The organism is Sediminimonas sp. (assembly GCF_024637375.1).
GTDB lineage: Bacteria > Pseudomonadota > Alphaproteobacteria > Rhodobacterales > Rhodobacteraceae > Sediminimonas.
Genome location: NZ_JAGXFK010000059.1, coordinates 16,789 through 43,090 on the forward strand (window position 1 = coordinate 16,789; position 26,302 = coordinate 43,090).

A 26,302-nucleotide genomic window follows, 5' to 3' on the forward strand; every position below is an offset into this window, starting at 1 on the left:
CTGTCTATCCCCTGTCGGATTAGAAAGGCAAGACGCATGCGCCCGATTTCACTGGTCCTTGCCGCCGCGCTTGCCGTCTGCGCAACGCCCATGCCGGCACAGGAGGGGCCGCGCCCGCTGGCCAGCGCGCTGGATGCCGCGCGCGCCGGCAACTGGGACAATGCCGCCGAGCTGGCCCGCCGCGCCGGCCCGCAGGCGGTGCCGTTGATCGAATGGCGGCGACTGCGCGTCGGCGGGGGCACGCTGGAACAGGCGCTGACCTTCCTCGACGTGCATGACGACTGGCCCGGGCTGGGCCTGATCCGTGAGCGCGCCGAAACCAGGCTGGACGGTGCCGCCGACGCGGATGTGTTGCGCCTGTTTGCGGGGGATATCCGTCCACGCACCGGGGCAGGCGTGCTGGCGCAGGCGCGTGCGTTGCGGGCTGCGGGGCGCATCGGCGATGCGCAGGCCGGGCTGGTACTGGCCTGGCGCACGCTGTCCATGTCGGTGGCGGACCAACACGCGATGCTGGCCGCGCATGCCGACCTCCTGCGCTCGCACCACGTCGCGCGGGCCGACATGCTGTTGTGGCGCGGCGCCGACGAACAGGCGCGGGCGCTGCTGCCGCGCCTGCCCGAGGGATGGCAGGCGTTGGCGCAGGCGCGGCTGGCGCTGCGGGCCGATCGCGCCGGCGTCGACGCGTTGATCATGGCCGTGCCCGAGGCGCTGTCGGGCGATCCGGGCCTGGCCTACGAGCGCTTCCTGTGGCGCATCCGCAAGGGGCGTAGCGACGACGCGATCGCGTTGCTGAACGCGCGCAGTGAAAGCGACGCGTCGCTGGGCCGGCCAGAACGTTGGGCGAGTTGGCGGCGCTGGCTGGCGCGCGACCGGATGCGTGCCGGCCAGGGGCGCGCGGCCTATGAGATCGCCGCCGCGCACCACCTGCGTGAGGGGGCGAATTACGCTGATCTGGAGTGGTTGTCGGGTTACCTGACGTTGCGCTACCTGGATGATCCGGACCTTGCAGTGCACCATTTCGAGCGCTTTCGAAACGCCGTCGCCACGCCGATCTCGCTGGGGCGCGCGGGGTATTGGCTGGGCCGGGCGCAGCGCGCGCGCGGCGACGAGGCGGCGGCACGCGCCGCGTTCGCACTGGGCGCACGCTACCAGACCAGTTTTTACGGCCTGCTCGCGGCCGAAGCCGCGGACCTGCCGCCCGACCCCGCGCTTGCCGGGGATGAGGCATTTGCGCCCTGGCGCGAGGCGGCGTTCACAGAGTCGCCGTTGTTTCGGGTTGGGGTGCTGGCGATGAACGCGGGCGAGACGACGCTGGCAAAGCGGTTCCTGTTGCACCTGGCCCGCGATTTCGACCGCACCACGCTGGGTCAGATGGGTGCCATGGCGCAGGATCTGGGCCAGCCGCACCTGGCGGTGATGATCGGCAAGCTGGCGGCGGGCCGCGGCATTGTCTTGCCCGGGCCCTACTACGCGCTGCACCCGATGCACGAGATGAACCTGCCGGTGCCGATGGAGATGGCGCTGGCCATCGCGCGGCGTGAAAGCGAATTCAACCACCGCGTGGCCAGCGGCGCCGGGGCGCTGGGGCTGATGCAGCTTGTGCCCGGCACGGCGGCCGGCATGGCGCGCGCACTTGGCGTGGCCGATCACGATGCGAGCCGGGTGCTGGACGACTGGCGCTATAACGCGCGGCTGGGCAGCGCATACCTGGCGCGGCTGGGCTGGCGGTTCGGCGGCAACGTGGTGCTGGTGGCGGTGGCCTATAATGCCGGCCCCAGTCGCGCCAACCGCTGGATGGAAGGCAATGGCGACCCGCGCGAGGATGGCATGGACGTGATCGACTGGATCGAGCACATCCCGTTCCGCGAGACCCGCAACTACGTCATGCGGGTGGCCGAATCGCTTCCCATCTACCGCGCGCGCCTGGGCAAGGCGCCCCACCCGGTGCCATTCAGCGCCGAGCTTGCCGGCTCAACCGCGCTGCCGCTCGCGCCACAGGGTGAATAGCCCCGCGCCCACGATCAGCGCCGCGCCGATGGCGACATTGGTGCGGATGACCTCGCCGAACACGGTGAGGCCCAGCATGCTGCCGAACACCAGTTGCAGATAGGCGAAGGGCTGCACTGACGACGCCTCGGCGACCTCATAGCACTTGATCAGCGTCCAGTGACCCAGCGCCCCGGTGACACACAAAAGGCCCATCCAGCCCCAGTCGGGGGGTGTCATGGGTTCCCAGAACCAGGCGCCCGCGGCGGTCATGCCCAGCGCGCCCACGGTGCCGGTCCAGAAAAAGCTGGTCGCGGTGGTGTCACGGCGTGCGGCGTAGCGCGTCAGCAGCCCGTAAAGCGCGAACATCAGCGCCGCGAGCAGGGGCACCACGGCCTCGGGTCGGAAGACGCCGAAACCCGGTTGCAGGATGATCATGACGCCAACGAAGCCCACCGCGATCGCCACCCAGCGCCGCCAGCCGACCCGCTCGCCCAGGATCGGACCCGACAGCGCAGCGATCAGCAGCGGGTAGACGGTGAACACGGCGTGGCTTTCGATTAGGCCCAGCAGGGTAAACCCCAGGACCATCACGCAGATTTCGGTGATCAGCAGCAGCGCGCGGAAGGTTTGCAGAAACGGCTGCGTGGTGTGCGCGGCGGCGCGCAGGCCGCCGGCCTTGCGGGTGGCGACGGTGATCACGAAGGCCGCGAAGAACCAGTAGCGGATCATGATGACCATCAGCACGTTGTATTCCCCCGCCAGGTGGCGCGAGATGCCGTCCTGCATCGCGAAGATGAAGGTGGTCAGAACCATCAGCCCGATGCCGAGCCGGGTGTTGGTGTCACTGTGCAATCTCGCCCCCTGCCGGTTTGCGCGCCGTGGTCATGTGCCGCTTGCGCCCATAGCCCGCGATGCGCACCACGTCAAAGCCTGCCATGGCCAGACCCCTTCGCACCGCCCCGGCGGCGGTGTAGGTGGCCGCGGTGCCGCCCGGCACGGTGTGGCGGGCCACCGCGCGCATGAGATCGGGTTGCCACAGCTCGGGATTACGGGCCGGCGCGAACCCGTCAAGAAACCACGCATCCGCCTGTCCTTCCCAATCCGGCAGGGTGGTGCGCGCATCGCCGACGATCAGGGTGAAATCCAGGTCGGGCAGGGTGATCCGTGCCGCGCCCTCCTGCCAGAAGGGCGCCAGTTCGGCGGCGATGCCGACCAGATCGGGAAACGCGCCTTGCGCCCGGATCATGTCGGCCGCGGACATCGGGAATGCCTCGAACGTGGTGTAGCGCAGCGCGCCCGCCTGCCCGCTGCCACGCCACAGCGCCAGCACCGCCAACAGGTTGAGCCCGGTGCCGAAGCCCAGCTCGGCAACGTGGAAACCGGGGCGCAATCGCGCCGGCAGGCCGTTGCCGGCCAGGAATACGTGCCGCGTTTCGGCCAGCCCGTCATGGAGGCTGAAATACGGGTCGCCGAAGCGGGTCGAGACGGGCACGTCATGGCCGTGCCACGCGATCTGGCGTTGCTGGTCTTGCATGGGAACGTCCGTTAAAGATGGCGCGAGGATGCAGCGGAGGCCCGGTGATGGCAATGGCGGATGTGACGGTTTTCGGCGCCGGTATTTTCGGGCTTTCGGTGGCTTGGTGCTGCGCGCAGCGCGGCGCGCGGGTGCGGGTGATCGACCCCCACGGCCCCGGCGCCGGGGCCAGTGGCGGGCTGGTCGGCGCATTGGCCCCCCATGTGCCCGAGCAGTGGAACGACAAGAAGGCGTTCCAGTTCGACAGCCTGATCATGGCACAGGCGTTCTGGGACGGGGTGGCGCGGGTCTCGGGGCGTGATCCCGGTTATGCGCGGCTGGGCCGGTTGCAGCCGGTGGCGGACGCCGCAGCGCTGGAAATGGCCCGCGCGCGGGCCGAAAGCGCGGCCGCGCTATGGCAGGGCCGGGCGCAATGGCAGGTGCGCCCGCGCGGTGATTTCGGCGCATGGGCGCCGGAAACCCCGAGTGGCTGGCTGATCGCGGACAGCCTCAGCGCGCGGTTGCATCCGCGGATGGCCTGCGCGGCGCTGGTGGCGGCGATCGGGGAAAAGGGCGGCGTGGTGGCGCGCGAGGGCGCCGCCGAGGGGCACGTCGTGTGGGCGACCGGGGTGGCCGGGCTTGAGGAAATCAACGCCGCACGCCCGCGCGCCTTCGGCAACGCGGTCAAGGGCCAGGCGGCGCTGTTGCGACTGGACCGGCGCGATTGCCCGCAGATATTTGCCGATGGCGTGCACGTCGTGCCGCACGCCGATGGTACCACAGCCGTCGGTTCGACCAGCGAGCGCGCATTCGACGACGCAACCGGCACCGACGCGCAGCTTGACGCGGTGCTGGCGCGTGCCGAGGGGGCAGTGCCGGCACTGGCGGGGGCCGCGGTGATCAACCGCTGGGCCGGTCTGCGCCCGCGCTCGCGGTCGCGCGCGCCGGTGCTGGGTGCGCATCCGCTGCACGAGGGAGAATTCATCGCCAACGGCGGATTCAAGATCGGCTTCGGCATGGCGCCCAAGGTGGGCGCGGTCATGGCCGATCTGGTGCTGGGCGGGCACGATGCGATCCCGCAGGGGTTCCGCCCCGAGGCCAGTTTCTGACTGCGGGCGCCGCGCAGTGAGTATTTCTGGAAAGATGAAGTTCGCTACTGCGCCTGCGCCGTCATGCACAGCCGCCCGCCGGGGCCGCGCACCCAGAGCGTGCCGTCGGATTTCCAGCACAGTTGCGCCGTCTCATGGTGCATCAGCGGGGCGGTGGCGCGGAACGAAAAGGTGCGCAGCCTGCCCAGCTTGCGTTCGGCCAGCAGCATCAGCAGTTGCGCCAGCAGCGGGCCGTGGGTGACCAGGCCGTCGTAGCCTTCGACATCGCGGGCATAGTCGAGGTCATAATGGATGCGGTGGCCGTTGAACGTGAGCGCCGAGTAGCGAAACAGCATCGTGGTGTCGAAACGCGCGTCCTCGCGCAGGTCTTCGTCTTGCGGGGCGGCGGGTGGTGCGGGCCGCGTGCTGCCCGGCGCCGGGTCGTTGCGGTAGACAAGATCCTGCCATTCGGTAACGCGCGGCTGCCCGCCTTGGGTAATGTTGTGGCGCAAGGTGACGAAGGCCAGCGGCCCCGTGCGCCCTTGCTTGCGGGCGGTCTTGTCCAGCGTGGTTGTCTTTTGCGCCGGGCGCCCGGCGATCAGCGGTGCGTGGAATTTCAGCCGCCCGCCGGCCCACATGCGCCGGGGCAAACCCGTGTCCGGGATCGGGCCCAGCCCGGGGTGCGGGGGCCCGTCGCGGCCCAACTCGCCGGGCGGGCGGGCCTCCCAGAAATAGAGCTGGTGGAAGAACGGTGGCAGGGGATCGCCGGCGGCGACGTTGTCCGTGCGTCCCAGCGTGGCCAGGAAGGCGACGGCGCGCGCGGGATCCATGATATCGCTTTGACGAAACGGTTCGGGATCGGCAACCTGCATGCGCGAAACCTAGGCAGATGCACAAGCGGAGGCAACGGCAAATGACACCGCATGTTCAGGGGCTCGACCACCTGGTTCTGACGGTTTCCGACATCGATGACACGCTAGCGTTCTATCGCGATGTCCTGGGGATGGAGCCGGCCCGCTTCAAGCCCGCCGATGGCCCGGATCGCTGGGCGCTGTACTTCGGTGGTCAGAAGATCAACCTGCATCAACGCGGCGCCGAGTTCGAACCCAGGGCAGCGCACCCGACGCCTGGCGCGGCGGACCTGTGTTTTCTGAGCGATCAGCCGGTTTCCGACTGGCAGCGGCACCTCGCCAAACTCGGCGTCGGGATGGAGCAAGGCCCGGTGCCCCGCACGGGGGCGACCGGGCCGATCCTGTCGATCTACCTGCGCGATCCTGATGGGAACCTGATCGAGATCGCCAACCGTGCCTAGCGAATTTCCTCGCGCAGGGCCTCCATCAGGTTGCCGAGGGTCTTGCGGTAGGTGTCGCTGACAAGGTGGCCGTCGTCGTCGAATTCCTTTGACGGCCCGGCCAACAGCATTTCGGGCCCTTGCAGCAGCCGCGGCTGGAACGCCACGAGGCAATTGCGCAGCATCGTCTGCGCGCGCTCGCCGCCGGCGCGGCCGGCGGCGGCCGACATGATCGCCACGGGTTTGCCGATCAGGGGGTTCGGCCTGGTCCGGCTGATCCAGTCCAGCGCGTTCTTCAGCGCCCCCGAGATGCCCTTGTTGTATTCGGAGGTGGAAATCAGCACCGCGTCGGCGGCGGCGATCTGGTCGGCGAGCGTCTGAACACTGGCAGGGATGCCGTTCGCGGCCTCGTCATCCTCGTTGAACAGCGGCAGGTCGATATCGGCGATGGACAGGTCCGCGTCGCCGAAGACGTTTGCCGCCTCGTGCAGCAGCATCGTGTTGTAGGATCCCCGGCGGAGCGAACCCGAGAGGCCCAGCAGCTTTGTTGTCGACATTTTGCACCCGTGTTTGTTTGATCCGCCCATCACCTAGCCAGCGGCGGGGCGATGGCAACCCGCGTCAGCGCACAGCACCTGTGATCAGGGGGCGGCGATCACGGGCTGTCAGTTCGCGGGTGCCGTCATGCCCTCGGGCTGCCCGACCACCGTGAAGCTGAGTGCCTCGGGGTCGAGCCGTTCGGCGGCGACGCGGTTGACCTCTTCCAGCGTGACGGCACGGATGCGGTCATTGCGGGTGCGCACGTAGTCGATGGGCAGGCCCTGCATCTGCATTCCGACAATGATCCGCGCGATCGGCGCATTGCCGTCGAACCGCAGCGGGTAGGCCCCGGTCAGGTAGGTCTTGGCGTCCTGCAATTCCTGTTCAGTGACGCCGTCGCGGGCAAGGCGGGCCCATTCGGAGCGCACAAGGCGCACCGCCTGCGCCATGGTGTCGTTGGACGAGGCCAGCGACCCCATCCACAGCTTGGCGTGGTCACGATCAGCCAGGTAGGTGCCGACGCCGTAGGTCAGGCCGCGCTTCTCGCGCAGCTCCTCCATCAGGCGGCTTTCGAACGACCCGCCGCCGAGAATGCGGTTGACGATATAGACGGCGAAGAAATCGGGGTCGTCGATGGCAACGCCGGGCTGCCCGAATACCGCCACCGATTGCGGGGTGTCGAAGTCGACCACCTGCGTTTCGCCGCTGAAGGCCGGGTCGGCATCGCCGGGCAGCGGCGTGCCGGTTTCGGGCAGATCTCCCAGCAGATCGTCAAGCAGTGCTGCTAGTTCGTCGGCAGTTATGTCGCCGGCGGCGCCGATATAGATGCGGTCACGTGCCAGCGCGCCGCGATGGGCCGCCACGATGTCGTCACGCGCAAGGTTCGGCACCGTGTCGAGCGTACCGTCGCCGGGGATGGCATAGGGATGGTCGCCGAACACCGCAGCCTCGAACGCCTTGTCGGCCATGCTGCGCGGGTCATTGGCATCCGAGCGCAGATTTGCCATCATCTGGCCGCGCACCCGTTCGATGGCCTCCGCGTCGAACCGCGGTTGCGTCAGGCTTTTGCGCAACAGCCCCAATGCCGCTTCGCGGTTCTCGGTCAGGAACCGGGCCGAGACGCGCACCGCGTCGGTGGATGCATCGAAGCGAAACGTGGTCGCAAGCGAATCGCGCGCCCGAGCGAAGGCGCGGGCGTCCATCTCGCCTGCGCCTTCCTCCAGCAGCGCGGTCATCAGGCTGGTCGCGCCGGCCTTTTCCGGGCTGTCGAGCGCGGTTCCGCCGCGAAACCGGATTTCCAGCGCGGTAAAGGGGATGGTGTGATCCTCGACCAGCCAGGCCGTCAGGCCGCCGGGCGTTTCCACCTTCTGGATGTCGATGGCGGCGCGCGCCCCCGGCGCGGCCAGCATCAGCGCCCCGGTTAGCGCGGCGAGGCAAAGGCGCAGCGTTGCGCGGATCATTGCGTCAGTTCCTTCTTGTCGAGAAAGCCGGTCACGGCGCGGCGTTTGTCGAACACCTCGCGCGCGGCGGCCATGATGTCGTCCCCGGTCACGGATTGAAGGATATCGGGCCACGCCTGCACGTCCGCAATCGTCAGGCCCTGCGTCAGGGCCCGGCCGTATCTGTGCGCCAGCTTTTGCGTGTCGTCGCGTTCGTAGATCAGCTCGGCGCGGGCCTGGAACTTGATGCGCTCCAGGGCGTCCGGGTCGATACCCTCGGCCAGGAACTCGGCCAGCGCAGTGTCGAGCGCCGCCTCGGCATCGGTAAGGCTCACATCCTGCGCCGGAACCACGACGATATCGAAGCTGGTCGCATCAAGCGAGGTGCCGCCGTAATAGGCGGCGGTGTGCACGGCCAGGTTATCCTCGAACTGCAACTTTTCCGTCAGCACCGATGTCTGCCCGCCACCCAGAAGATTGGCCAGCAGCGCAAGCGCCGCCGCCTTTTCCTGCGTGCCGCTGTCGCGTTCGGGGGCAAGGTAGGCGCGGCTCAGGTGCGGTGTGCCGACGCGGGCGTCGCGCATGATCACGCGGCGTTCGGCAAGCTGCGGCGGCTCTTGCGGGCGGGTGCGCGGCGGCAGGTCGGGGTTGGCGGGGATCGCGCCGTAGTGCTTTTCGGCCAGACGGCGCACCTGTTGCGGCGTCACGTCGCCGGCGACCACCAGGATGGCGTTGTTGGGCGCGTAGTGGCGGCGATAGAAATCCAGCGCCGCATCGCGATCCAGTGACTCGACCTCGGCGCGCCAGCCGATGATCGGGATTCCGTATGGGTGGTTGAGGTATTGCGCTGCACGCTTCTGCTCGCGAAACAGCGCCGCGGGGTCGTTTTCGACCCGTTGGTTGCGCTCTTCGAGGATCACGTTGCGCTCGGTCACGGTGTCGCGCTCGGCGAGCCGCAGGTTGACCATTCGGTCGGCCTCCATCCGCATCATCAGGCCCAGCCGGTCGGCGGCGACGCGCTGGTAATAGGCGGTATAGTCCCAGCTTGTGAAGGCGTTGTCGCGGCCGCCGTGGCGCGCCACTGTTGCGGAAAACTCGCCTGCCTCCAGGGTCTCGGTTCCCTTGAACATCAGGTGTTCGAGGTAGTGCGCCACGCCCGAGCGCCCTTGCGGTTCGTCGGCGGCGCCGGTGCGGTACCAGACCATGTGGGTCACCACGGGTACGCGGTGGTCCTCGATCACAACCACCTGCATCCCGTTATCCAGGGGAAAATCGGTGACCTGCCCTTCGGCGATTGCCCCGGCGGGGGCCAACATTCCCGCGACAAGGGCCAGTGCGCGCATCATGTCAGGGTCTCCTCACGGGCTGTGGGCGTTACGCATGAGGCACAGTTACGCCGTCACCCGCGTACTTCAACCCGGGGTGACGCGCATGTGAATGCTTCAACCACCCGGCGGCGCCGAAGGCGTCTCCACCCCCATCTGCCGGAACTTGCCCAGCGCGGCGTAAGGGTCGAGCAGCATCGACTTGTAGGCCTGCCGATAGCGGTCGGTCCTGGCGATCTTGATTTGCGTGAAACGCCCGCGCCGGCGGCGGAAATCGGCATCCTCCGCGGCAAGCATCTGGCGGATGCCCTCGGTCACGCCGTTGCGGCTTGCGTGCTGGACCAGGGCGCTGTCGCGCTGCGGCACCGGGCCGGCGGCCGCCTCGGGCCGTCCGCCCAGAGCGGTTACCGCGTTGGCGACCGGGGTCTGGTCTGTGCGGTTGCCCTGCCCCGGTGTCGGCGTTGGCAGGGCCGACAGATCGCCCGGCGTCTCCAGCGGCTTGCCCGGCAGGACCGAGAATTCGTCCGGCCCCTTGCCCGGTGGCTGAAGGTTGCGCAATTCGGGAGGCTGCCCATCGCCCGAACAGGCGGCCAGCATCAACCCAGTTACCAAGATAGTCGCGCGCGGCAGTCGCATTGCCACCCTCCTGAATCCGTCGCGTCCAGACTTAGCCGATCGAAAGGCGGGCGTCACGGGGCCTTTTCGCGACCGGCGAAAAACACCAGCCCGATCGCCCCGAGGAAAACCGCCATGTCGGCCACGTTGAAGGCGTATGGGTTGGCGATGCCGCAGCACGACATGTTGAGAAAATCGGCCACTGCGCCGTAAAGGAGGCGATCCATCACGTTGCCCAGGGCTCCGCCCACCAGCAGGCCCGCGCCGACCAGGCCGGCGCGCCCGGGCCGGTCGCGGTAGACCCACCACAGCACGGTGCCCGAGATCACCAGCGCCAGCGCGATCAGCACCCAGCGCATCGCATCGCTGTCCTGCGAGAACAGGCCGAAATTGACCCCCCGGTTCCATGCCATGCGCAGGTTCAGGTAGGGCGGAAACACGTCGATGCGGCCAAGCTCGCGCAGCGACATGAAATGAACCACCAAGTACTTGCTGGCCTGGTCAGCCAGGAAAACCCAGAACCCTACCCAGAAGACAATCCGCATCCCGATAATCCTTTCCCGGCGGAGCGCCGGCCGTTCAGTGCCGGAAATGGCGCATGCCGGTGAACACCATCGCCAGCCCGGCCTCGTCGGCGGCGGCGATCACCTCGTCGTCGCGCATCGAGCCACCGGGCTGGATCACCGCCGTGGCGCCTGCCTCGGCCGCGGTCATCAGCCCGTCGGCGAACGGGAAGAAGGCATCCGAGGCCACCACGGACCCCTGCGTCAGCGGCGCGGGCAGGCCCAGCTCGGCCGCCATGTCGGCGGCCTTGCGCGCCGCGATACGGCAACTGTCGACGCGGCTCATCTGCCCGGCGCCCACGCCCACGGTGGCGCCGTCGTTGACGTAGACGATGGCGTTCGACTTGACGTGCTTGGCCACCCGCCAGGCAAAGATCATGTCCGCCAGTTCGTGGTCGGTCGGGGCGCGTTTCGTCACCACCTTCAAATCGTCAACGTCGAGATGGCCGTTGTCCTTGTCCTGCACCAGGAACCCGCCGGACACCTGCCGCCAGGTCAGGGATGCCGCGGCCGGGTTGGCCAGCCCCGGCGTGATCAAAAGGCGCAGGTTCTTCCTGGACGCGAACAGATCACGCGCGTCCTGGTCGATGCCCGGCGCGATCACCACCTCGGTGAATATCTGCATGATCTCCTGCGCCGTCTCCAGGTCGAGTTTTGAATTCAGCGCCACGATGCCGCCGAAGGCGCTGGTGCTGTCGCATTGATGGGCGCGGATATAGGCCTCTTTCGGGGTCGCGCCGCGGGCCACGCCACAGGGGTTGGCGTGCTTGATGATGGCGCAGGCCGGGCCGTCCTTGGGCGGGAACTCGCTGACCAGCTCGAACGCCGCGTCGGTGTCGTTTATGTTGTTGTAGCTCAGTTCCTTGCCCTGAAGCTGCTTCGCGGTGGCGACGCCGGGGCGGTCGCTGCCGTCGGTATAGAACGCCGCCCGCTGGTGCGGGTTCTCGCCGTAGCGCAGGGTTTGCGCCAGGTGCCCGGCGGCGGCCCGGCGGCGCGGGGCCGCATCGCCGATGGCATCGGCCATCCAGGTGCTGACGGCCGCGTCATAGGCCGCGGTGCGCCCGTAGGCACGCTGCGCCAGCTTGCGGCGGAACTTCGGACAGGTGGCGCCGTCGTGCTGGTCCATGTCGCCGATCAGCTTGTCATAGTCCTCGACATCGGTGACCACGGCCACATGGGCGTGGTTCTTGGCCGCGGCGCGAATCATCGCCGGACCACCGATGTCGATATTCTCGATGCAGGTGTCGTAGTCGGCACCGGCGGCGACGGTTTTCTCGAACGGGTAGAGGTTGACCACCAGCAGGTCGATCGTCGGGATGCCGTGGGCGGTCATGGCGCTGACGTGGGCGTCGTTGTCGCGCAGTGCCAGCAGCCCGCCATGCACCGCCGGGTGCAGGGTTTTCACGCGGCCATCCATCATCTCGGGAAAGCCGGTGATGTCCGAGACATCGCGCACCGTCAGCCCGGCCTCGCGCATCGCCCGCGCCGTGCCCCCGGTCGAGATCAGCTCGACGCCGCGCGCATCCAGCGCGCGGGCCAGATCAACCAGCCCGGTCTTGTCGGATACGGAAATCAGCGCGCGGCGCAGCTTGGTCAGTTCGGTCATCTGTCGGGGTCCCCGGGTGTGGTTCAGTTGGTCAGGTCCATCTCTTCGTCCCGGTGCAGGTCGCGAATGCTGATCGGCGTGTCATGCGCCTTGGCCAGCGACCACCGGGTGCGTGTCGCATAATCCATCGCGCGGCCGGTTAAAACGACTTGTTTGGTCGCACGCGGGCGCAGCCGCCCCTTTTCAAGGTAAACGCTGGGTTCCAGCGTCATTTCCAGCGTCCCATCGTGGCGGAACACCCACACCTCGCCGCTTTTCAGCGCCATCGACACCGCCGCGCCGCCCATGTCGAGCGCGGGTTCCACGTCGGGATGCAGGTGAAACCGAACCTGGAACGCGATGCCCTGCAACTGCGTCGCGTCCAGCGCCTTGTCGAAGCGGCGCTTGTCGGCGTCGTCGATCACCAGCAGCAAATCCTCGCCCAGCATGCTGCGGCCTTCGAATGTCAGTTCCAGCGTGCGCGCATGGGTCAGCCCGTGGGTGCGCAGATAGCCGTCATGTGCGCCCTCGAAACGAATGCCGTCGGGCGCGTGGCTCATTTCGACGGGCACGCCCTGCGGCGCGTCGATCAGCCATTCGCCCCGCGCGTGCCCCGTGCCCAGCCGGGCGCTGGAATACCCCGCCAGCGCCAGGGTCGAATGGCTGGCCGTGGCGCGCCCGGCGCGGCGCCATTCAGCGCCGAAAGCGGCGCCCGAGCCGCAATTGACGATCACCGGCCGGCGCCCCGAGGTGAGTTCGAACGCCAGCGTCGAGGCATGCGCGTCGCGCGAGGCCGGTCCGGTGGGCGGCGCGGCGGCATCGACGATGATGCTGGTGCGCCCGGCGCTCAGCCGCGCATAGCCCATCGACAGCCCCTCGGGTGCCCGCCGCCCGCCGGTGCCCGAGGCCGTCAGCGCCATGTCCAGCAGCCCTTCGGCGCCGCGGCCACCGCCGTGGAACCGCGCCAGCCCGCCATCGGCGTGGCGCAACGTGCGCAGCGCAGGTGCAATGCGTTCGATGGCCGCGAGGTGGTCGGGCAGGGCGCTCTTGCCATCCTCGGCCAGCGCCGCCGAGGCCCATGTCAGCAGCGTGAAAACCTCCAGCAACTCCTCGGGGTTGCGCGTGGGGATGCCGCCCTGCGCATCCACCTGCGCGCGGCACTCGCGGGCCAGCGCGCGCATCGCGGGGTCGGTGAAGCGGCCCATCCCCTGCAGCGACAACCCGGCATACAAAAGCCCCGTCAGCGCCTCGAACCGGGGCAGGCCGGGCGCGGCGGCTTGCCAGCGGCGGCCGAGGAACAGCGCCTGCCGCGCCAGCACGCGGTAGAATGCCTCGCTCCGGTCCGCCTCCTGCCCGCGCAGCAGGAACAGCGCGTGGTGGATACATCGGATCATCCGACGGCCGGTCAGCTCGGGTGTCCAGCCCGGGCCGCGCCCGTCGCCATAGCGTGCGATCCAGTCCCAGAGCCATTCCTGAGCCCGCGCCCGTGCCGCGGTGTCACCCACGGCGGCCAGGTCGTCGAGCCAGCCAAAGCCGTGCAGCGCGTTGCGGAAATCGGCATCGGGCGGCGTTATGTCCCACGGCGAGCCGCCCGGTGCCTCGACCAGGTGACCGGCGAACAGGTAGTTGCCGGCCATCAACTGCCGCCCCCGCGCGTAGGAGCCGATGGTGCGCGGCTCGGGCTGGCTGACGAATCCGGTGGCGGGCCGCGCCAAGCTGCTCGCCCGCGCGTGCAGGCGGTTCATCCAGCGCGTCAGACGCGCCGAAACGATGTTGGGTGTGGGCATCTGCACCGGCCTCTCACGCGCTCGCGGCGTCTGGGCGGATCATACGCGCCGGCACCGCGGCTGTCACCCGTGTTGTCGGGGGGGCGTTCCGCCCCCCATCGCGCCTTTGGCGCGATTCCCCCCGAGAGTACTTGCCGGAAAGATGAAGGGGTCAGCGCACCAGCGCGGCGATGTAGAACCCGTCCATGCCGCCGTGCTCGGGCCAGTAATCGGGGCGCAGGCGCAGCCCGCCCTCGGGGCTACGCCATTCGGGCGCGATGCCGGGCAGGGCCAGCGCCGCGCTGTCGGCGGCAAGGTCGGGATGGCGGGCCAGCGCCGCTTCGACCTGGCATTCGCCCTCGTCGGGAAGCAGCGAGCAGGTGCAGTAGACCAGCCGCCCGCCCGGTGCCAGCAGGCCGATGGCGTGGTCGATCATCGCCGCTTGCAGGGCCATCAGGTCGCCATAGTTGGCGCCGTCCTGCGCGTGCGGCAGGTCCGGGTGGCGGCGGATAGTGCCGGTGGCCGAACAGGGCGCGTCCAGCAGGATCGCGTCGTAACGCCCGTCATGGGCCAGCGCATCGCCCACGACCACCGCTGCGTCAAGCCCGGTGCGGGCAAGGTTCTCGTGCAGCCGCGCCAACCGTTGGTCCGAGACATCCAGCGCCGTCACCCGCGCGCCGGCGGCGGCCAGTTGCAGCGTCTTGCCACCGGGCGCCGCGCACATGTCGAGCACCGTTTCGCCGGGCACGGGTGCGAGGATGCGCGCGGGCAGGGCGGCGGCGGCATCCTGCACCCACCACTGCCCGGCGTCGAACCCCGGCAGGCGCGACACCTGCCCGGCCTCGTCCAGCCGCACGGTGCCCGTGGGCAACAGCCGGCCGCCCAGCATCGCCGCCACCCCGGCGTTGTCGTCGCGCGCGGTGATGTCCAGCGCCGCGCCGGCGAAATGCGCCGCCTCCATCGCGGTGACGGTGGGCGCGCCGTAAGCATCCACAAGCGGCCCGCGCAGCCATTTGGGTAGCCGCGGCACGCGCAGCCTGGACCAGGCCGCCGGCCCGTCGGCGGCGATCTTGCGCAGCACCGCGTTGACCATGCCTTTCAGCGCGGCGCGGCGCTTGTCGGCGGCAACGGTGGACACCGCGTCGTTGACCACGCCATGCGCCTCGCCGCCCATGCAGATTTCCACCGTGGCCTGTCGCAACACGTTGCGCACATGCAGCGGCGGTGCCTTGCGCATGTGCCGCGCCAGAAGCCGGTCGGCGCGTTCCAGGCCCCGCAACGTGTCAAGCGCCAGCCGTTGCGCCCGCGCGCGCTCGGGTGGGTCCAGCGGGTGCAGTACGCCTAGCGCCTCGGTCACTGTGCGGCGTTCGCCAAGCACCCGGTCCAGCAGGGCGACGGCGCCGGCGCGCGGGGTCTGGGTGGGGGGTGTCATGGCGGTGTCCTTGCTCTGGCTGGCGTGCGGCGTATATCAAGGGCCGACGCAGCAAGGAAGCCATGCCATGAGCGAGACCGAAAACCCCCTTCCCCCTGCCGCGCAACGCGCCCTGGCCGAGGCGGAGGCCCGCCGCAAGGCCCGCGCCGAAGAAAGCCTGCCCACCGAGCTGGGCGGTCGCGACGGGCCCGAGCCGGTGCGCTTCGGCGATTGGGAAAAGAAGGGTATCGCGATCGATTTCTGACCGCTGACCTTGGTTGCCCGCGCGTCGCGTGCGCCGGGATACGATGACGCGGGCGGGCTGTCAGCCGCCCGACAGGCCCAGCACGTCCAGCATGTCATATTCGCCGGGCGCCTTCTCCTGCGCCCAGAGCGCCGCCTTGAGCGCCCCGCGCGCGAACACCGCGCGGTCGCTGGCGACGTGGCGCAGGATGATCCGCTCCCCGGGGCCGGCGAACAGCACGTCGTGTTCGCCCACGATGTCGCCGCCGCGAATCGCCGAAAACCCGATATCGCCGCGCCGGCGCGCACCGGTCATCCCGTCGCGGCCCGAATCGCGCACGTCCGCAAGGCGCACGCCGCGACCTTGTGCCGCGGCCTCGCCCAGCATCAGCGCGGTGCCCGAGGGCGCGTCGACCTTGCGGTTGTGATGCGCCTCGATCACCTCGATGTCGAAGTCCTCGTCCAGCGCGGCGGCCACCCGCTTGGCCAGTTGCACCAGAAGGTTGACGCCCAGGCTCATGTTGCCGGCACGCACGATGGGCGCGTGGCGGGCGGCGGCGGCGATGCGCGACAGGTCGTCGTCGGACAGCCCCGTCGTGCCGATGACATGCACCGCGCGCGCCTGCGCGGCCAGCGCGGCGATCGCGACCGTTGCGGCGGGCGCGGTGAAATCCACCACCGCCTGGGCATTGGCGAGCGCCTCCAGCGGGTCGTCGGTGACCGTCACACCCAGCGCCGCGCCGCCCATGGCGGTGCCAATGTCCTGCCCGATCCAGTCGTGGCCGGGCCGTACCACCGCACCGGCCAGCCGCGCGCGGGGGCTTTGCGTGACGGTGTCCACCAGCATCCGGCCCATGCGGCCCGACGCGCCGTTAACGACGATTCCCGGCAGATCTGTCATTGGCTTGCTCCTTTTCGCGGTTTGCCGTCCTGATAGCCCGGCACGGCGCGCTTGGCAAAACCCGTCTGAGAGCTTAGATGCGCGGGGATGGCAAAGAACAAGCAACACGACGGGGCCGGACCCAGCCAAAGACAGCTTCGCGTCGGCGAGCTGGTGCGGCGCGCGCTATCCGACATCCTGATGCGCGGCGATATTCACGACCCCGATCTCGACCGTTTCTCGGTCACGGTGGGCGAGGTGCGTATGTCGCCCGACCTGCGCGTGGCGACCGCCTATGTCGTGCCGCTGGGCGGCGAGGGCCAGGACGAGCTGATCGGCCTGCTGGCGCGCAACCAGGGTGAGCTGCGGCACCTGACCGGGCGCAGCCTGACGCTGAAATTCGTGCCCGAGCTGCGCTTTCAGCCCGACGCCACCTTCGACAGGCTGGACGAGGCGCGCGAGCTGTTCTCGCGCGACGAGGTCAAGCGCGACATCGAGGACTGACATGCGCCCGCCGCGCATAGCCCCCACCTTGGCCGCGGCGCTGGCGCTGTGGCTGGCGGCCGGGGCGGCGTGGGCCGTCGAATGCAACGACATCGCCCATGATGGGCGTGGCTACACCGTCTGCCGCGTCGATGCCGCGCACGAGGAATTGCGCCTGTTCCTGTATGACGACAGCGGCGCGCCCTGGGGCAGCTTTCGGCGTATCGACGATGGCCTGCGCGCGCAGGGGCATCGGCTGGCCTTTGCCATGAACGCCGGCATGTATCACCCCGATCGCAGCCCGGTGGGGCTGTTTATCGAGGACGGCCAACAGGCGATGCGTCTCGTTCCCTCCGCCGGGCCGGGCAATTTCGGAATGCTGCCCAATGGCGTGCTGTGCCTGCGCGAGGGCCGCGCCGACGTGATCGAAACCCGCCAGTACATCGCCGAGGCCCCCGCCTGCCGCCATGCCACCCAATCGGGGCCGATGCTGGTGATCGATGGCGCGCTGCACCCGCGTTTCCTGCCTGACAGCACCTCGCGCCGTGTGCGCAACGGCGTCGGCACCGCAGCCGACGGGCGCACGGCGTGGTTTGCCATCTCGAAGGCGCCGGTTACTTTCCACGAATTCGCACGCCTGTTCCGCGACCGGCTTGGCGTCGATCAGGCGCTTTTTCTGGATGGCAATATTTCGCGCCTCTACGCGCCGGGGCTGGGGAGGGCGGATATCGGGTTGCCGTTGGGCCCGGTCGTCGGCGTGATCGACCCCGTGGATGGACGATGACCAGCCTCGAAGAACGCCTCAAGACCCGCGCGCGCGACGAAGGTTTTGACGCCTGCCGCCTGTGCCGCCCGTGGGACGTGCCGCAGGTGCCCGACCGGCTGACCGAATTCCTGGGCCGTGGCTATCACGGGCAGATGCGCTGGCTGTCTGAGCGGGCCGAATGGCGCGGCCAGCCGCATGTGCTGTGGCCAGAGGCGCGCACCGTCATCATGCTGGGGCAAAGCTATACCCCCGAACACGACCCTCTGGCGGTGCTGGAGCACCCCGACCGCGCCGCGATTTCCGTCTATGCGCAGAACCGCGACTATCACGACCCGCTGAAAAAGGCGCTCAAGCGGCTGGCGCGCTGGCTGATTTCCGACGCGGGCGGCGAGGTCAAGGTGTTCGTCGATACCGCGCCAGTGCCCGAAAAACCCTTGGGCGAAGCCGCCGGAATCGGCTGGCAGGGCAGGCATACAAACCTCGTGTCGCGGGGGCTGGGCAGTTGGTTCTTCCTGGGCTCGGTGTTCACCACGCTGGATTTGCAGACCGACGCGCCCGAGACTGACCATTGCGGCAATTGCCGCGCCTGCCTCGATGTCTGCCCCACCGATGCCTTTCCGGCGCCCTACCAACTGGACGCGCGGCGTTGCATTTCCTACCTGACGATCGAACACCACGGCCCGGTAGACGAGGCTCTGCGGCCGCTGATGGGCAACCGTATCTACGGGTGCGACGATTGCCTTGCCGCGTGCCCGTGGAACAAGTTCGCCGTTGCCGCACGCGAGGCCAAGTATCACGCCCGCGACGACCTGCTGGCGCCACCGCTGGCCGAGCTGGCCGGGCTGGACGATACCGCGTTTCGCGCGCGGTTCAGCGGCAGCCCGATCAAGCGGATCGGGCGCAACCGGTTCGTGCGCAATGTGCTGTACGCCATCGGAAATTCCGGTGACGCGTCGCTGCGCGCGGTGGCGCAGGGCCTGTGCGAAGACGCCGACGACACGGTGCGCGATGCGGCCCTCTGGGCGGTGGCGCGTCTCGATGCGCATTGAATGCCGTGGCGCCGCGCGCCGTCACCGCGACACGTCTTGCGCCGGTGGCTCCGGGCGGGGGCGATAGCGCGCGCCCTTCCACCACAGCTTGAGCGCCTGCCAGTGGATCAGCGCCAGCACCCGGCGCGACCCCAGCGGCCGGCGCAGCGCCGCGCCCAGCAACCCGTGCGTGCTCAGCGCCCGGCGGCGCCCGACAAGCGTGGCGGTCACGCCGCCATTGCCGCCGGTGAAGTCGATCCAGATGCCGATGCGGTCGTCGCGGATGTCGAAGCGGAACTCGTAGTGCCCCTCGGCAGGCTGGAAGGGCGAGACGTGAAAGACCTTTCGTGCCCGCAGCCGGTCACTGGCCGTGATCGGCCCCATGTCGTCGCGGCGGCACAGGTAGAAATGGCGGTCGCCGAAGGTATTGCTGACCTCGGCGATCACCACGCGCAACGCGCCGGCCGCGTCACGGCACAGCCAGAACGACACCGGGTTGAACACATGCCCCAGAACCCGCGGTTGTGTCAGCAGCTCGATCCGCGCCGGCGTCGGCAGGCCATGGGCGTCCAACACCTCGCGTACCCAGGCCGCGCCGCGCCCGTTGTTCGGCGGCCCGCCATTGTCGATGTCCCAGAGCGACACCAGGTTGCCCCGGTTGCGCGAGAACAGGCGCGGCGTGTCCGGCGGCGGCGCCTCGGCATCCAGCAACAGGTAATCCACACCGTAGCGAAAGGCGTTCTCGATCCCGCCCTTGCGCCCATGCCATGTGTGGCCGGCGATATGGTCGATGCCACCTGTCATTGCGCGGCAATCCCCACCGCTGCGTCGCGCCAGCGTATTTCATGGGCCACGTTGACGGCGCTGAGCAATCCGTCTTCGTGAAACCCGTGACCCAGCCACGCACCGCAAAACCAGGTGTTGGCGGCGCCGCTGCGCGCGCGCACCCGGTCCTGCGCGGCCAGTGCGGGAAGGTCGTAGACCGGGTGGCGCAGCGTCACCTGATCGTAGATCAGTTCTTCGCGGATCGGCCGGGTGCTGTTGAGGGTGACGAAATGCGGGTCGTCCATCGGGATCGGCTGCAACGAGTTCATCCAGTAGGTCAAATCGATCCGGTCGCTTCGCTTGTCGGCGGCTTCGGTATAGTTCCACGATGACCACACCGCGCGGCGGCGCGGCATCACGCCGGTGTCGGAATGCAGCACGATATCATTGGGCTGGTAGGCAATGGCACCCAGGTTGGTGCGCTCATCGGGTGTGGCATCGGCCAGCAGCGCCAGCGAGTCGTCGGAATGGGTGGCGAACACCACCTCGTCGAAGGCTTCCCATTCTCCGCCGTGGGCCCGCACCTCGACCCCGCGCACCGTGCGCCGCACGCCCGCCACGGGGCAGCCCAGGCGCAGGCTCACGCCCTGCGCGCGCATCGCCGCACCCAGACGGCGCACATATTCCACCGACCCGCCCTGCACGGTGTACCACTGGTGCTGGCCGGTGTGGCTGAGCAAGGCGTGGTTTTCGAAAAAGCCGATCATCGCGTGGGCGGGGAACTCCATGATCCGCTCCGCCGGGGTGGACCAGATCGCGCCCGACAGCGGCAGCAGGTAATGGTCACGAAACCACGCGCCGGTGCCCAGCCGCGAAAGGAACTGTGCCAATGTCAGGCCGCGATCCTGCGCCAGTTGCAGGGCATTGGCGTTGAACCGGAATATGTCGCGCAACATGCGCAGGAATCGCGGGTCAGCCGCGTTGCGCGGCTGGGCAAAGACAGCACGCAGATTTGCCAGCCCGTACTCGAACGCGCCGCCGCGCAGCGAGGCGCCGAAGCTCATGTTCGACTTGACCACCGGCACGTCGAGGCGTGCGAACAGCTCGGCCATGTGTGGGTAGTTGGCGTAGTTGAACACGATGAACCCGGTATCCACCGGCTGATCGCCGCGGCGCCCGGCCATGATGGTGCGGGCATGGCCGCCAAGGCGCGGTTCGGCCTCGAACAGGGTGACGTGGCGATCGGCGGCCAGCATGTGCGCCGCCCCCATGCCGGAAATCCCCGCGCCAATGACGGCGACCTTGCCTGTCGCCCCGGGGGCTGCTTCGAACGGCATGTGATGTTCTCCGTGAAATCCGAGTTGTCGGGGATACGCCGCGCGGCAGAAACCGGATGAGAAAAAGCTGCGCCGCCGAGTGATCCGGGCATCTTTGGGCGGCGTAAACAGTGGTATGTTGGCTGATCCCGATACACTGCGCTGCACGAAAGCCCCGTCGCCACCGCCCTCGGGCCATGCTAGGCAAGGCAGGGATGACAGACATGCGAACAAGGCGCCTGCGGTGACAGCACAGCACAAGACCGACACCCGCGACTGGGTCGCCCACATCGAGCGCATTCGCGATCAGGAGGACAGGCGCGCTTTCGCCGAGCTGTTCGCGCACTTCGCCCCGCGCATCAAAGGCTTTCTGATCCGCTCGGGCACCGATATGGCGCTGGCCGAGGAATGCACACAGGACGTGATGGCGACGCTCTGGCAGAAATCCCACCTGTTCGACCCCACCCGCGCCTCGGTTGCGACGTGGATCTTCACCATCGCGCGCAACCGCAAGATCGACCTGCTGCGCAAGCAGCGCCGCCCCGAACCCGAAGACCTGCCCTGGGGCCCCGAGGCCGAGCCCGACCAGGAAGAGGCGCTTGGCCTGCAACAGGAATGCGCCCGCCTGGGCCGTGCGATCGCCGAATTGCCCGAGAAACAGCGCGAGCTGATCGAACGCGCCTATTTCGGCGATCTGTCGCACAGCGAAATCGCCGAAGAAACCGGCCTGCCCCTTGGCACGATCAAATCCCGCATCAGGTTGGCGCTGGACCGACTGCGCCACGCAATGAAATGACCGCCGCAATGACCAAGATCACGCATCACCTGACCGACGCCCTGCTGATGGCCTATTCCGCCGGCACCCTGCCCGAGGCGTTCAACCTGACCATTGCCACGCACCTGTCGCTTTGCGACGAATGCCGTGCGCGCCTTGGCGCGTTCGACAGCGTCGGCGGTGCCCTGCTGGAAGGCTGCGACACCGTGGCCATGGCTGACGACAGTCTTGAAGCGACGCTGGCCCGCATCACCGGGGCGACTCCGGCGGCGGCTCCGCGGCGCAAGCGCGTCGAGGGGTTGCCGGCGCCGCTGGCCGATTACATCGGCGGCAGCCTTGACGCGGTGAAATGGCGCCCCGTCGGCATGGGTGTGAAGCAGGCGATCCTGCGCACTTCGCGCGATGCGACGGCGCGGCTGTTGTACATCCCCGCCGGTGCGGCGGTGCCCGACCATGGCCACCGCGGCACCGAACTGACGCTGGTTCTGCGCGGCGCCTTCCGCGACGAAACCGACCGTTTCGGCCCCGGTGACATCGAGGTTGCCGACGAAAGCCTTCACCACACGCCGGTGGCAGATATCGGCGCCGATTGCATCTGCCTCGCCGCGACCGACGCGCCGCTGCGGTTTCGCGGCCTGATCCCGCGCATTGCGCAGCCGTTCCTGCGGATCTGAGCGCGGCGTTCAGGTGCGCCCGAACAGCCGCTCGATATCGGCAAGTTTGAGTTCCACGTAAGTGGGGCGACCGTGGTTGCACTGGCCGGAATGGGGGGTCGCCTCCATCTCGCGCAGGAGGGCATTCATCTCGTCGGCGGCCATGCGCCGGCCCGACCTGACCGACCCGTGGCAGGCCACGCGGCTGAGAATCGCCTCAAGCCGCGCACGCAGGGTCGGGCTTTCGCCCTCGTCGGCCAGCTCGTCGAGGATGTCGCGCAGCATCGCGCCCGCATCGACCTGACCCAGCAGCGCGGGCGTCTCGCGCACCGCCACCGCGCCGCCGCCGAACCGCTCGATTCCCAGCCCCAGCCGCGCCAGCGCCTCGGCGTGGTCCATCAGCCGGGCGCAGTCGGCTTCGGAAAGCTCGACGATCTCGGGGATCAGCAGCGCCTGCGCGGCGACGCCGTTGTCGTCCATCTGGCGCTTGAGTTTCTCATAGACCAGCCGCTCGTGCGCGGCGTGCTGATCGACGATCACCATGCCGTCGCCGGTCTGGGCGACGATGTAATTCTCGTGCACCTGCGCCCGCGCCGCGCCCAGCGGCAGGTGCTCGGACGCCACCGCCCCGTCGCCATCGGGGCCGGGCGCCGCCGGCGCCTCGACCCGCGCGCTGTATCCGGCGCCCAGATCGGCAAAGCCCGGCGCCTGCGCCTGGTAGGCCGCGGCCCGCGCCGCGGGGGCGCCATAGTCAGCCTGATACCGGGGCGCAGGCCCACCCGCGCCCTCGGGGCGAAAGGCCCCGAGCGTCGCGCCCGCTACCGTGGACGACGCGCGATGCCCCGCCGCCGCCAGCGCATGGCGCAAGGCCGACACGATCAACCCCCGTGCCAGCCCCGGATCGCGAAACCGCACCTCCGATTTCGCCGGGTGCACGTTCACATCCACCAGCTGCGGCGCGCAATCGAGAAACAGCGCCGCCGCCGGGTGCCGGTCACGGCTGAGGAAATCCTGATAGGCGGCGCGCAGCGCCCCTACCAGCAACTTGTCGCGCACCGGGCGGCCGTTGACGAACAGGTATTGCGCCACCGCCGAGCCGCGTGAATAGGTCGGCAAGGCGGCATACCCGGACAGGTGCAGCCCCTCGCGCTCGGCATCTATTGGCAGGGCGTTCTGCGCGAACTCCGCCCCCAGCACGCGGCCCAGACGGCCGTGCAGCGCATCGAACATGTCGCCCGTCTCGGCGTCGGCGCGGAAGCTCACCCGCCCGGCGCCGCCGCCGCTGACGTCGCGCAGGCAGAACGCCACATAGGGTGCGGCCATCGCCAGCCGCCGAACCACGTCCATGATCGCCTGCGTCTCGGCACGGTCGCTGCGCAGGAATTTCAGCCGTGCGGGCGTGGCATGGAACAAATCGCGCAACTCCACCACCGTGCCGGTATTCAGCGCCGCCGGCGCCACCGCGCCCGCCTGCCCGCCGCTGATCGCGACGCGCGCCCCGTCATGGCCCTCGGCGCGGCTGGTGATGGTCAGCCGGCCAACCGCGCCAAGGCTGGGCAACGCCTCGCCGCGAAAGCCGAAACTGTGGATGTCGAGCAGGTTTTCACCGTCGATCTTGGAGGTCGCATGGCGTGACAATGCCAGGGGCAACTGCTCGGGCGAAATGCCGCAACCGTCGTCGCCGACCCGTATCAGGCTCTTGCCGCCATCGGCGATGGCGATGTCGATGCGCCGTGCGCCCGCGTCGATGGCGTTCTCGACCAGTTCCTTGACCGCCGAGGCGGGGCGCTCGACCACCTCACCAGCGGCGATCCGGTTGATCGCGGCATCGTCAAGCTGCCGGATGACAGGCCGGATATTGGGGGCATGCGTATTCATACCACAATACCTAGCATGCCGCCCGCGATTCTGCTACCGGGTTCGCGTGCCCGCGCGGCACCGCCGCCACCCGATTTCGGGCGTTGCAGGTGCAAAGCTGCGCGTGATCGACTACATGCACGCCATCACACGGCGCCGCCCGGCCGAAGCATCATACCCAACCGCAGGAGACCCCGGAATGAAAACCGAAACCGTCGACAACGCCGAGCTGGAGACATGGACCGTGGCCGAGGTAGCCGCGGCCTTTGTCCGCGACGAGATCGTGCTGATCGACGTGCGCACGCCACAGGAATACATGTTCGAACATATCGAGGGCGCGCTGCTGATGCCGATGTCGTTCTTCCGAGCCGACAAGCTGCCGGGGCAGAGCGACAAGCGCATCGTGTTCCATTGCGGCTCGGGCGTGCGGTCGGACCGGGTGGCGCGCGCCGCCATCGCCGCCGGAATGGACCGCGTCGCGCACATGAGCGGCGGCATGGTGGCGTGGAAAGAGGCGCACCAGCCCTATATCGGTACCAACATGGCCACCGGCGCGCCGCAACTGGTGGACGGCCGCGGCTGAGCCCACACGCATTCACGCAGGGCCGGCGCGGCGCCGGGCACGCGCCTGCCGCCGGTCGGTGTATAACAGGTAAACCGCCAGCGCCGTGACTACCACCGCCCCGCCCGCGACCATCGCGGGCGTTGGTGATTCGTCGGTGCCCAGCCACACCCACAGCGGGCCCAGCACCGTTTCCAGCAGCAACAGCAGGCTGACATTCGCGGCCGGCGTCAGGCGCGCGGCCAGCGACAACGTCATGAACGACACCGGCAGCACCACCAGCCCCGTTGCCGCGATCGCCAGCACGCCGCCATCGGCCATGCGCGCCGGCCCGGTGATCGCCAGCCCCATCAGGCCGGCCAGCAGGGCGCCGGTACCGATGCCCAGCAGGATCGGCACCGTGGGTCGCGCCCTGATCACCACGAAATTGAGCGCCAGCGTGCCCGCCACCAACAGCCCCGCAACCGCGCCCCACAGCGTCTCGATTCGCATCGTCGGCGCATCGGCGCCGCCGTGCCCGCCGAACACCGCCAGGCCGATGCCTGCCAGCACCACGACGATGGTGATCCAGGTGGACGGATGCGTCGGCTCGCCGAACAACAGCCGTGCAAGGATGGCGGCGAAGATCGGCACCGTGGCTACCCCGAACAGCACCACCGAAACCGGTGCGGTGGCGATGCCGAAACTGAACAGCGTGGCGTTGAAGAACTGGCACGCCACGATGGTCAACCCCGCGCCCGAGGCGAAGGCACGCAGGTCGGCCCGGTGCAGCCCGCCCCGCGTCACGGCCCAGTAGGCCAGCAGCAAACACCCCATCAGGGTGCCGCGCCAGCCCAGCATCTGGAAGCCGTCCATCTCCGACCAGCGCATCAGCAACGTATCGGGCGTCAACACCAACGCGCCGAACAGCGCAAGGAATATCCCGAAAAGGGGGTGGCGTCGCATCGGCGGCTCCTGAACCGGGGTTTGGGATGGCCCCCGCTGGGCGGGAGCGTTGCCCGGTAATAGCGCCAAATGCGCGCCGCTCCAACCCGGGGCGCGGCGGCGTCGCGCGAATGCAAAAAGCCCGGGCGCCTTGTGCGCCCGGGCCAGTGGTCAGCCGATCAGGAAGGAAGGATCAGCTTTTCGAGAACTCGGGGTAGGCTTCCATCCCCAATTCGGCCATGTCGAGGCCGTTGATCTCGGTCTCTTCGTCGACGCGCAGGCCCATCACCATGTTCAGGACCGCCCACACGACGGCCGAAGCGACCGCGACGAAGACCCCGATGATCACGATGCCCATGATCTGTGCGCCGAAGCTGGCGCCCGGATTGGTCAGCGGCACCGCCAGCGTGCCCCAGACGCCGGCGATCAGGTGCACAGGGATGGCGCCCACGACATCGTCCACCTTGAGCCGGTCGAGCATCGGCACGGCGAACACGACGATCACGCCGCCCACGGCCCCGATCAGCGTCGCGGCGCCCAGCGAGGGCGTCAGCGGCTCGGCGGTGATCGACACCAGCCCCGCCAGCGCGCCGTTGAGCACCATGGTCAGGTCGGGTTTCTTGTAAAGAAGCTGCGTCAGGATCAGCGCCGCGACCGCCCCGCCGGCGGCGGCGGTATTGGTGTTGGCAAAGATGCGGCTGATATCGGCCACGTCGCCGACGCTGCCCATCGCCAGTTGCGATGCGCCGTTGAACCCGAACCAGCCCAGCCACAGGATGAACGTGCCCAGCGTCGCCAGCGCGAGGTTCGAACCGGGGATCGGTACGGTCTTGCCGTCCTTGTTGTACTTGCCGATGCGCGGCCCGAGGATGATCGCGCCAGTGAGTGCGGCCCAGCCGCCCACCGAATGAACCACGGTCGAGCC

At 68.9% G+C, this 26,302-nt stretch carries 26 protein-coding genes and 1 pseudogene; 10 read left to right on the forward strand and 17 right to left on the reverse strand.

The annotated features are described in order from the left end of the window. Positions 1-36 precede the first annotated feature (36 nt). Positions 37-2,007: a lytic transglycosylase domain-containing protein gene (locus Q0L89_RS09870; RefSeq protein WP_296764441.1), complete on the forward strand. Its 1,971-nt coding sequence runs from the start codon at positions 37-39 to the stop codon at positions 2,005-2,007. Here Q0L89_RS09870 and Q0L89_RS09875 read toward each other — a convergent pair. Together Q0L89_RS09875 and mnmD are read right to left on the reverse strand one after the other, a co-directional pair. After that, positions 1,972-2,841, reverse strand: a complete 870-nt coding sequence (locus Q0L89_RS09875) for a DMT family transporter (protein ID WP_296764443.1) — start codon at positions 2,839-2,841, stop codon at positions 1,972-1,974. The genes Q0L89_RS09870 and Q0L89_RS09875 overlap by 36 nt on opposite strands. Further along, positions 2,831-3,523, reverse strand: coding sequence for a tRNA (5-methylaminomethyl-2-thiouridine)(34)-methyltransferase MnmD (gene mnmD, locus Q0L89_RS09880; RefSeq protein WP_296764444.1), 693 nt, complete (start codon positions 3,521-3,523; stop codon positions 2,831-2,833). Before mnmD ends, Q0L89_RS09875 begins: the two co-directional genes overlap by 11 nt. Positions 3,524-3,576: 53 nt before the next feature. Between mnmD and Q0L89_RS09885 the strand changes: the two genes are divergently transcribed. Then, positions 3,577-4,611 carry an FAD-binding oxidoreductase gene (locus Q0L89_RS09885; RefSeq protein WP_296764496.1) on the forward strand — a complete coding sequence of 345 codons (1,035 nt, stop codon included), beginning with the start codon at positions 3,577-3,579 and terminating at the stop codon, positions 4,609-4,611. A gap of 44 nt (positions 4,612-4,655) precedes the next feature. Here Q0L89_RS09885 and Q0L89_RS09890 read toward each other — a convergent pair whose 3' ends face one another. Further along, positions 4,656-5,462 carry a MaoC family dehydratase N-terminal domain-containing protein gene (locus Q0L89_RS09890; protein WP_296764446.1) on the reverse strand — a complete coding sequence of 269 codons (807 nt, stop codon included), beginning with the start codon at positions 5,460-5,462 and terminating at the stop codon, positions 4,656-4,658. A 41-nt stretch (positions 5,463-5,503) separates the two neighbouring features. Between Q0L89_RS09890 and Q0L89_RS09895 the strand changes: the two genes are divergently transcribed. Continuing rightward, positions 5,504-5,902, forward strand: a complete 399-nt coding sequence (locus Q0L89_RS09895) for a VOC family protein (protein ID WP_296764447.1) — start codon at positions 5,504-5,506, stop codon at positions 5,900-5,902. On the opposite strand, the gene Q0L89_RS09900 is transcribed toward Q0L89_RS09895, so the two are convergent. From Q0L89_RS09900 to Q0L89_RS09935, 8 genes are all read right to left on the reverse strand, one after another. After that, positions 5,899-6,438: an NADPH-dependent FMN reductase gene (locus Q0L89_RS09900; RefSeq protein ID WP_296764449.1), complete on the reverse strand. Its 540-nt coding sequence runs from the start codon at positions 6,436-6,438 to the stop codon at positions 5,899-5,901. The two genes, Q0L89_RS09895 and Q0L89_RS09900, sit on opposite strands and share 4 nt — an antisense overlap. Before the next feature lie 108 nt (positions 6,439-6,546). Beyond that, positions 6,547-7,881, reverse strand: coding sequence for a pitrilysin family protein (locus tag Q0L89_RS09905; protein WP_296764451.1), 1,335 nt, complete (start codon positions 7,879-7,881; stop codon positions 6,547-6,549). Continuing rightward, positions 7,878-9,206 (reverse strand): pitrilysin family protein, encoded by a 1,329-nt coding sequence (locus Q0L89_RS09910; RefSeq protein WP_296764453.1) that lies wholly within the window; start codon positions 9,204-9,206, stop codon positions 7,878-7,880. Before Q0L89_RS09910 ends, Q0L89_RS09905 begins: the two co-directional genes overlap by 4 nt. Before the next feature lie 96 nt (positions 9,207-9,302). Next, positions 9,303-9,821 carry a DUF3035 domain-containing protein gene (locus tag Q0L89_RS09915; RefSeq protein ID WP_296764455.1) on the reverse strand — a complete coding sequence of 173 codons (519 nt, stop codon included), beginning with the start codon at positions 9,819-9,821 and terminating at the stop codon, positions 9,303-9,305. A 53-nt stretch (positions 9,822-9,874) separates the two neighbouring features. Continuing rightward, positions 9,875-10,345, reverse strand: a complete 471-nt coding sequence (lspA, locus tag Q0L89_RS09920; RefSeq protein WP_296764457.1) for a signal peptidase II — start codon at positions 10,343-10,345, stop codon at positions 9,875-9,877. A gap of 34 nt (positions 10,346-10,379) precedes the next feature. Further along, entirely contained in the window at positions 10,380-11,969 is a 1,590-nt protein-coding gene (gene purH, locus Q0L89_RS09925) for a bifunctional phosphoribosylaminoimidazolecarboxamide formyltransferase/IMP cyclohydrolase (protein WP_296764460.1), read from the reverse strand. A 23-nt stretch (positions 11,970-11,992) separates the two neighbouring features. Then, positions 11,993-13,735 carry a heparinase II/III family protein gene (locus Q0L89_RS09930; RefSeq protein WP_296764462.1) on the reverse strand — a complete coding sequence of 581 codons (1,743 nt, stop codon included), beginning with the start codon at positions 13,733-13,735 and terminating at the stop codon, positions 11,993-11,995. A 151-nt stretch (positions 13,736-13,886) separates the two neighbouring features. Further along, positions 13,887-15,146 carry a transcription antitermination factor NusB gene (locus Q0L89_RS09935; protein WP_296764465.1) on the reverse strand — a complete coding sequence of 420 codons (1,260 nt, stop codon included), beginning with the start codon at positions 15,144-15,146 and terminating at the stop codon, positions 13,887-13,889. A 67-nt stretch (positions 15,147-15,213) separates the two neighbouring features. Here Q0L89_RS09935 and Q0L89_RS09940 point away from each other — a divergent pair, with 67 nt between their 5' ends. Then, positions 15,214-15,390: a DUF1674 domain-containing protein gene (locus Q0L89_RS09940; protein ID WP_296764466.1), complete on the forward strand. Its 177-nt coding sequence runs from the start codon at positions 15,214-15,216 to the stop codon at positions 15,388-15,390. 60 nt (positions 15,391-15,450) lie between these two features. Here the strand turns inward: Q0L89_RS09940 and dapB are convergent, their stop codons facing one another. Next, positions 15,451-16,269, reverse strand: a complete 819-nt coding sequence (gene dapB / locus Q0L89_RS09945; RefSeq protein WP_296764469.1) for a 4-hydroxy-tetrahydrodipicolinate reductase — start codon at positions 16,267-16,269, stop codon at positions 15,451-15,453. An 87-nt stretch (positions 16,270-16,356) separates the two neighbouring features. Here dapB and rbfA point away from each other — a divergent pair, with 87 nt between their 5' ends. Genes rbfA through queG form a run of 3 tightly spaced genes read left to right on the forward strand, consistent with a single transcriptional unit; the run spans position 16,357 to position 18,546 of the window. Then, positions 16,357-16,752 (forward strand): 30S ribosome-binding factor RbfA, encoded by a 396-nt coding sequence (gene rbfA / locus Q0L89_RS09950; RefSeq protein WP_296764471.1) that lies wholly within the window; start codon positions 16,357-16,359, stop codon positions 16,750-16,752. A 1-nt stretch (position 16,753) separates the two neighbouring features. Continuing rightward, entirely contained in the window at positions 16,754-17,515 is a 762-nt protein-coding gene (locus tag Q0L89_RS09955) for a phosphodiester glycosidase family protein (RefSeq protein ID WP_296764473.1), read from the forward strand. After that, the gene (queG, locus tag Q0L89_RS09960; protein WP_296764475.1) at positions 17,512-18,546 is read left to right on the forward strand and encodes a tRNA epoxyqueuosine(34) reductase QueG; all 1,035 of its coding nucleotides are present in this window, start codon (positions 17,512-17,514) and stop codon (positions 18,544-18,546) included. The genes Q0L89_RS09955 and queG overlap by 4 nt, the downstream gene beginning before the upstream one ends. Positions 18,547-18,567: 21 nt before the next feature. Here queG and Q0L89_RS09965 read toward each other — a convergent pair whose 3' ends face one another. Together Q0L89_RS09965 and Q0L89_RS09970 are read right to left on the reverse strand one after the other, a co-directional pair. After that, on the reverse strand, positions 18,568-19,329 hold the full coding sequence (locus Q0L89_RS09965; RefSeq protein ID WP_296764478.1) for a DUF1365 domain-containing protein: 762 nt from the start codon (positions 19,327-19,329) through the stop codon (positions 18,568-18,570). Further along, positions 19,326-20,627 (reverse strand): FAD-dependent oxidoreductase, encoded by a 1,302-nt coding sequence (locus Q0L89_RS09970; RefSeq protein WP_296764480.1) that lies wholly within the window; start codon positions 20,625-20,627, stop codon positions 19,326-19,328. Before Q0L89_RS09970 ends, Q0L89_RS09965 begins: the two co-directional genes overlap by 4 nt. Before the next feature lie 115 nt (positions 20,628-20,742). On the opposite strand from Q0L89_RS09970, the gene Q0L89_RS09975 reads away from it, so the two are divergent. Together Q0L89_RS09975 and Q0L89_RS09980 are read left to right on the forward strand one after the other, a co-directional pair. After that, the gene (locus Q0L89_RS09975) at positions 20,743-21,402 is read left to right on the forward strand and encodes a sigma-70 family RNA polymerase sigma factor (protein WP_296764483.1); all 660 of its coding nucleotides are present in this window, start codon (positions 20,743-20,745) and stop codon (positions 21,400-21,402) included. 8 nt (positions 21,403-21,410) lie between these two features. Then, complete coding sequence (locus Q0L89_RS09980) at positions 21,411-22,055, forward strand: ChrR family anti-sigma-E factor (protein WP_296764485.1); 645 nt, start codon at positions 21,411-21,413, stop codon at positions 22,053-22,055. 9 nt (positions 22,056-22,064) lie between these two features. On the opposite strand, the gene mutL is transcribed toward Q0L89_RS09980, so the two are convergent. Beyond that, positions 22,065-23,912 carry a DNA mismatch repair endonuclease MutL gene (mutL, locus tag Q0L89_RS09985; protein WP_296764488.1) on the reverse strand — a complete coding sequence of 616 codons (1,848 nt, stop codon included), beginning with the start codon at positions 23,910-23,912 and terminating at the stop codon, positions 22,065-22,067. A 178-nt stretch (positions 23,913-24,090) separates the two neighbouring features. Here mutL and Q0L89_RS09990 point away from each other — a divergent pair, with 178 nt between their 5' ends. Further along, positions 24,091-24,474, forward strand: a complete 384-nt coding sequence (locus tag Q0L89_RS09990; protein WP_296764489.1) for a rhodanese-like domain-containing protein — start codon at positions 24,091-24,093, stop codon at positions 24,472-24,474. Between the two features lie 12 nt (positions 24,475-24,486). Here the strand turns inward: Q0L89_RS09990 and Q0L89_RS09995 are convergent, their stop codons facing one another. After that, positions 24,487-25,398 (reverse strand): DMT family transporter, encoded by a 912-nt coding sequence (locus tag Q0L89_RS09995; RefSeq protein ID WP_296764492.1) that lies wholly within the window; start codon positions 25,396-25,398, stop codon positions 24,487-24,489. 172 nt (positions 25,399-25,570) lie between these two features. After that, positions 25,571-26,302 (reverse strand): annotated as a pseudogene (locus Q0L89_RS10000) (ammonium transporter); the annotation flags it as partial.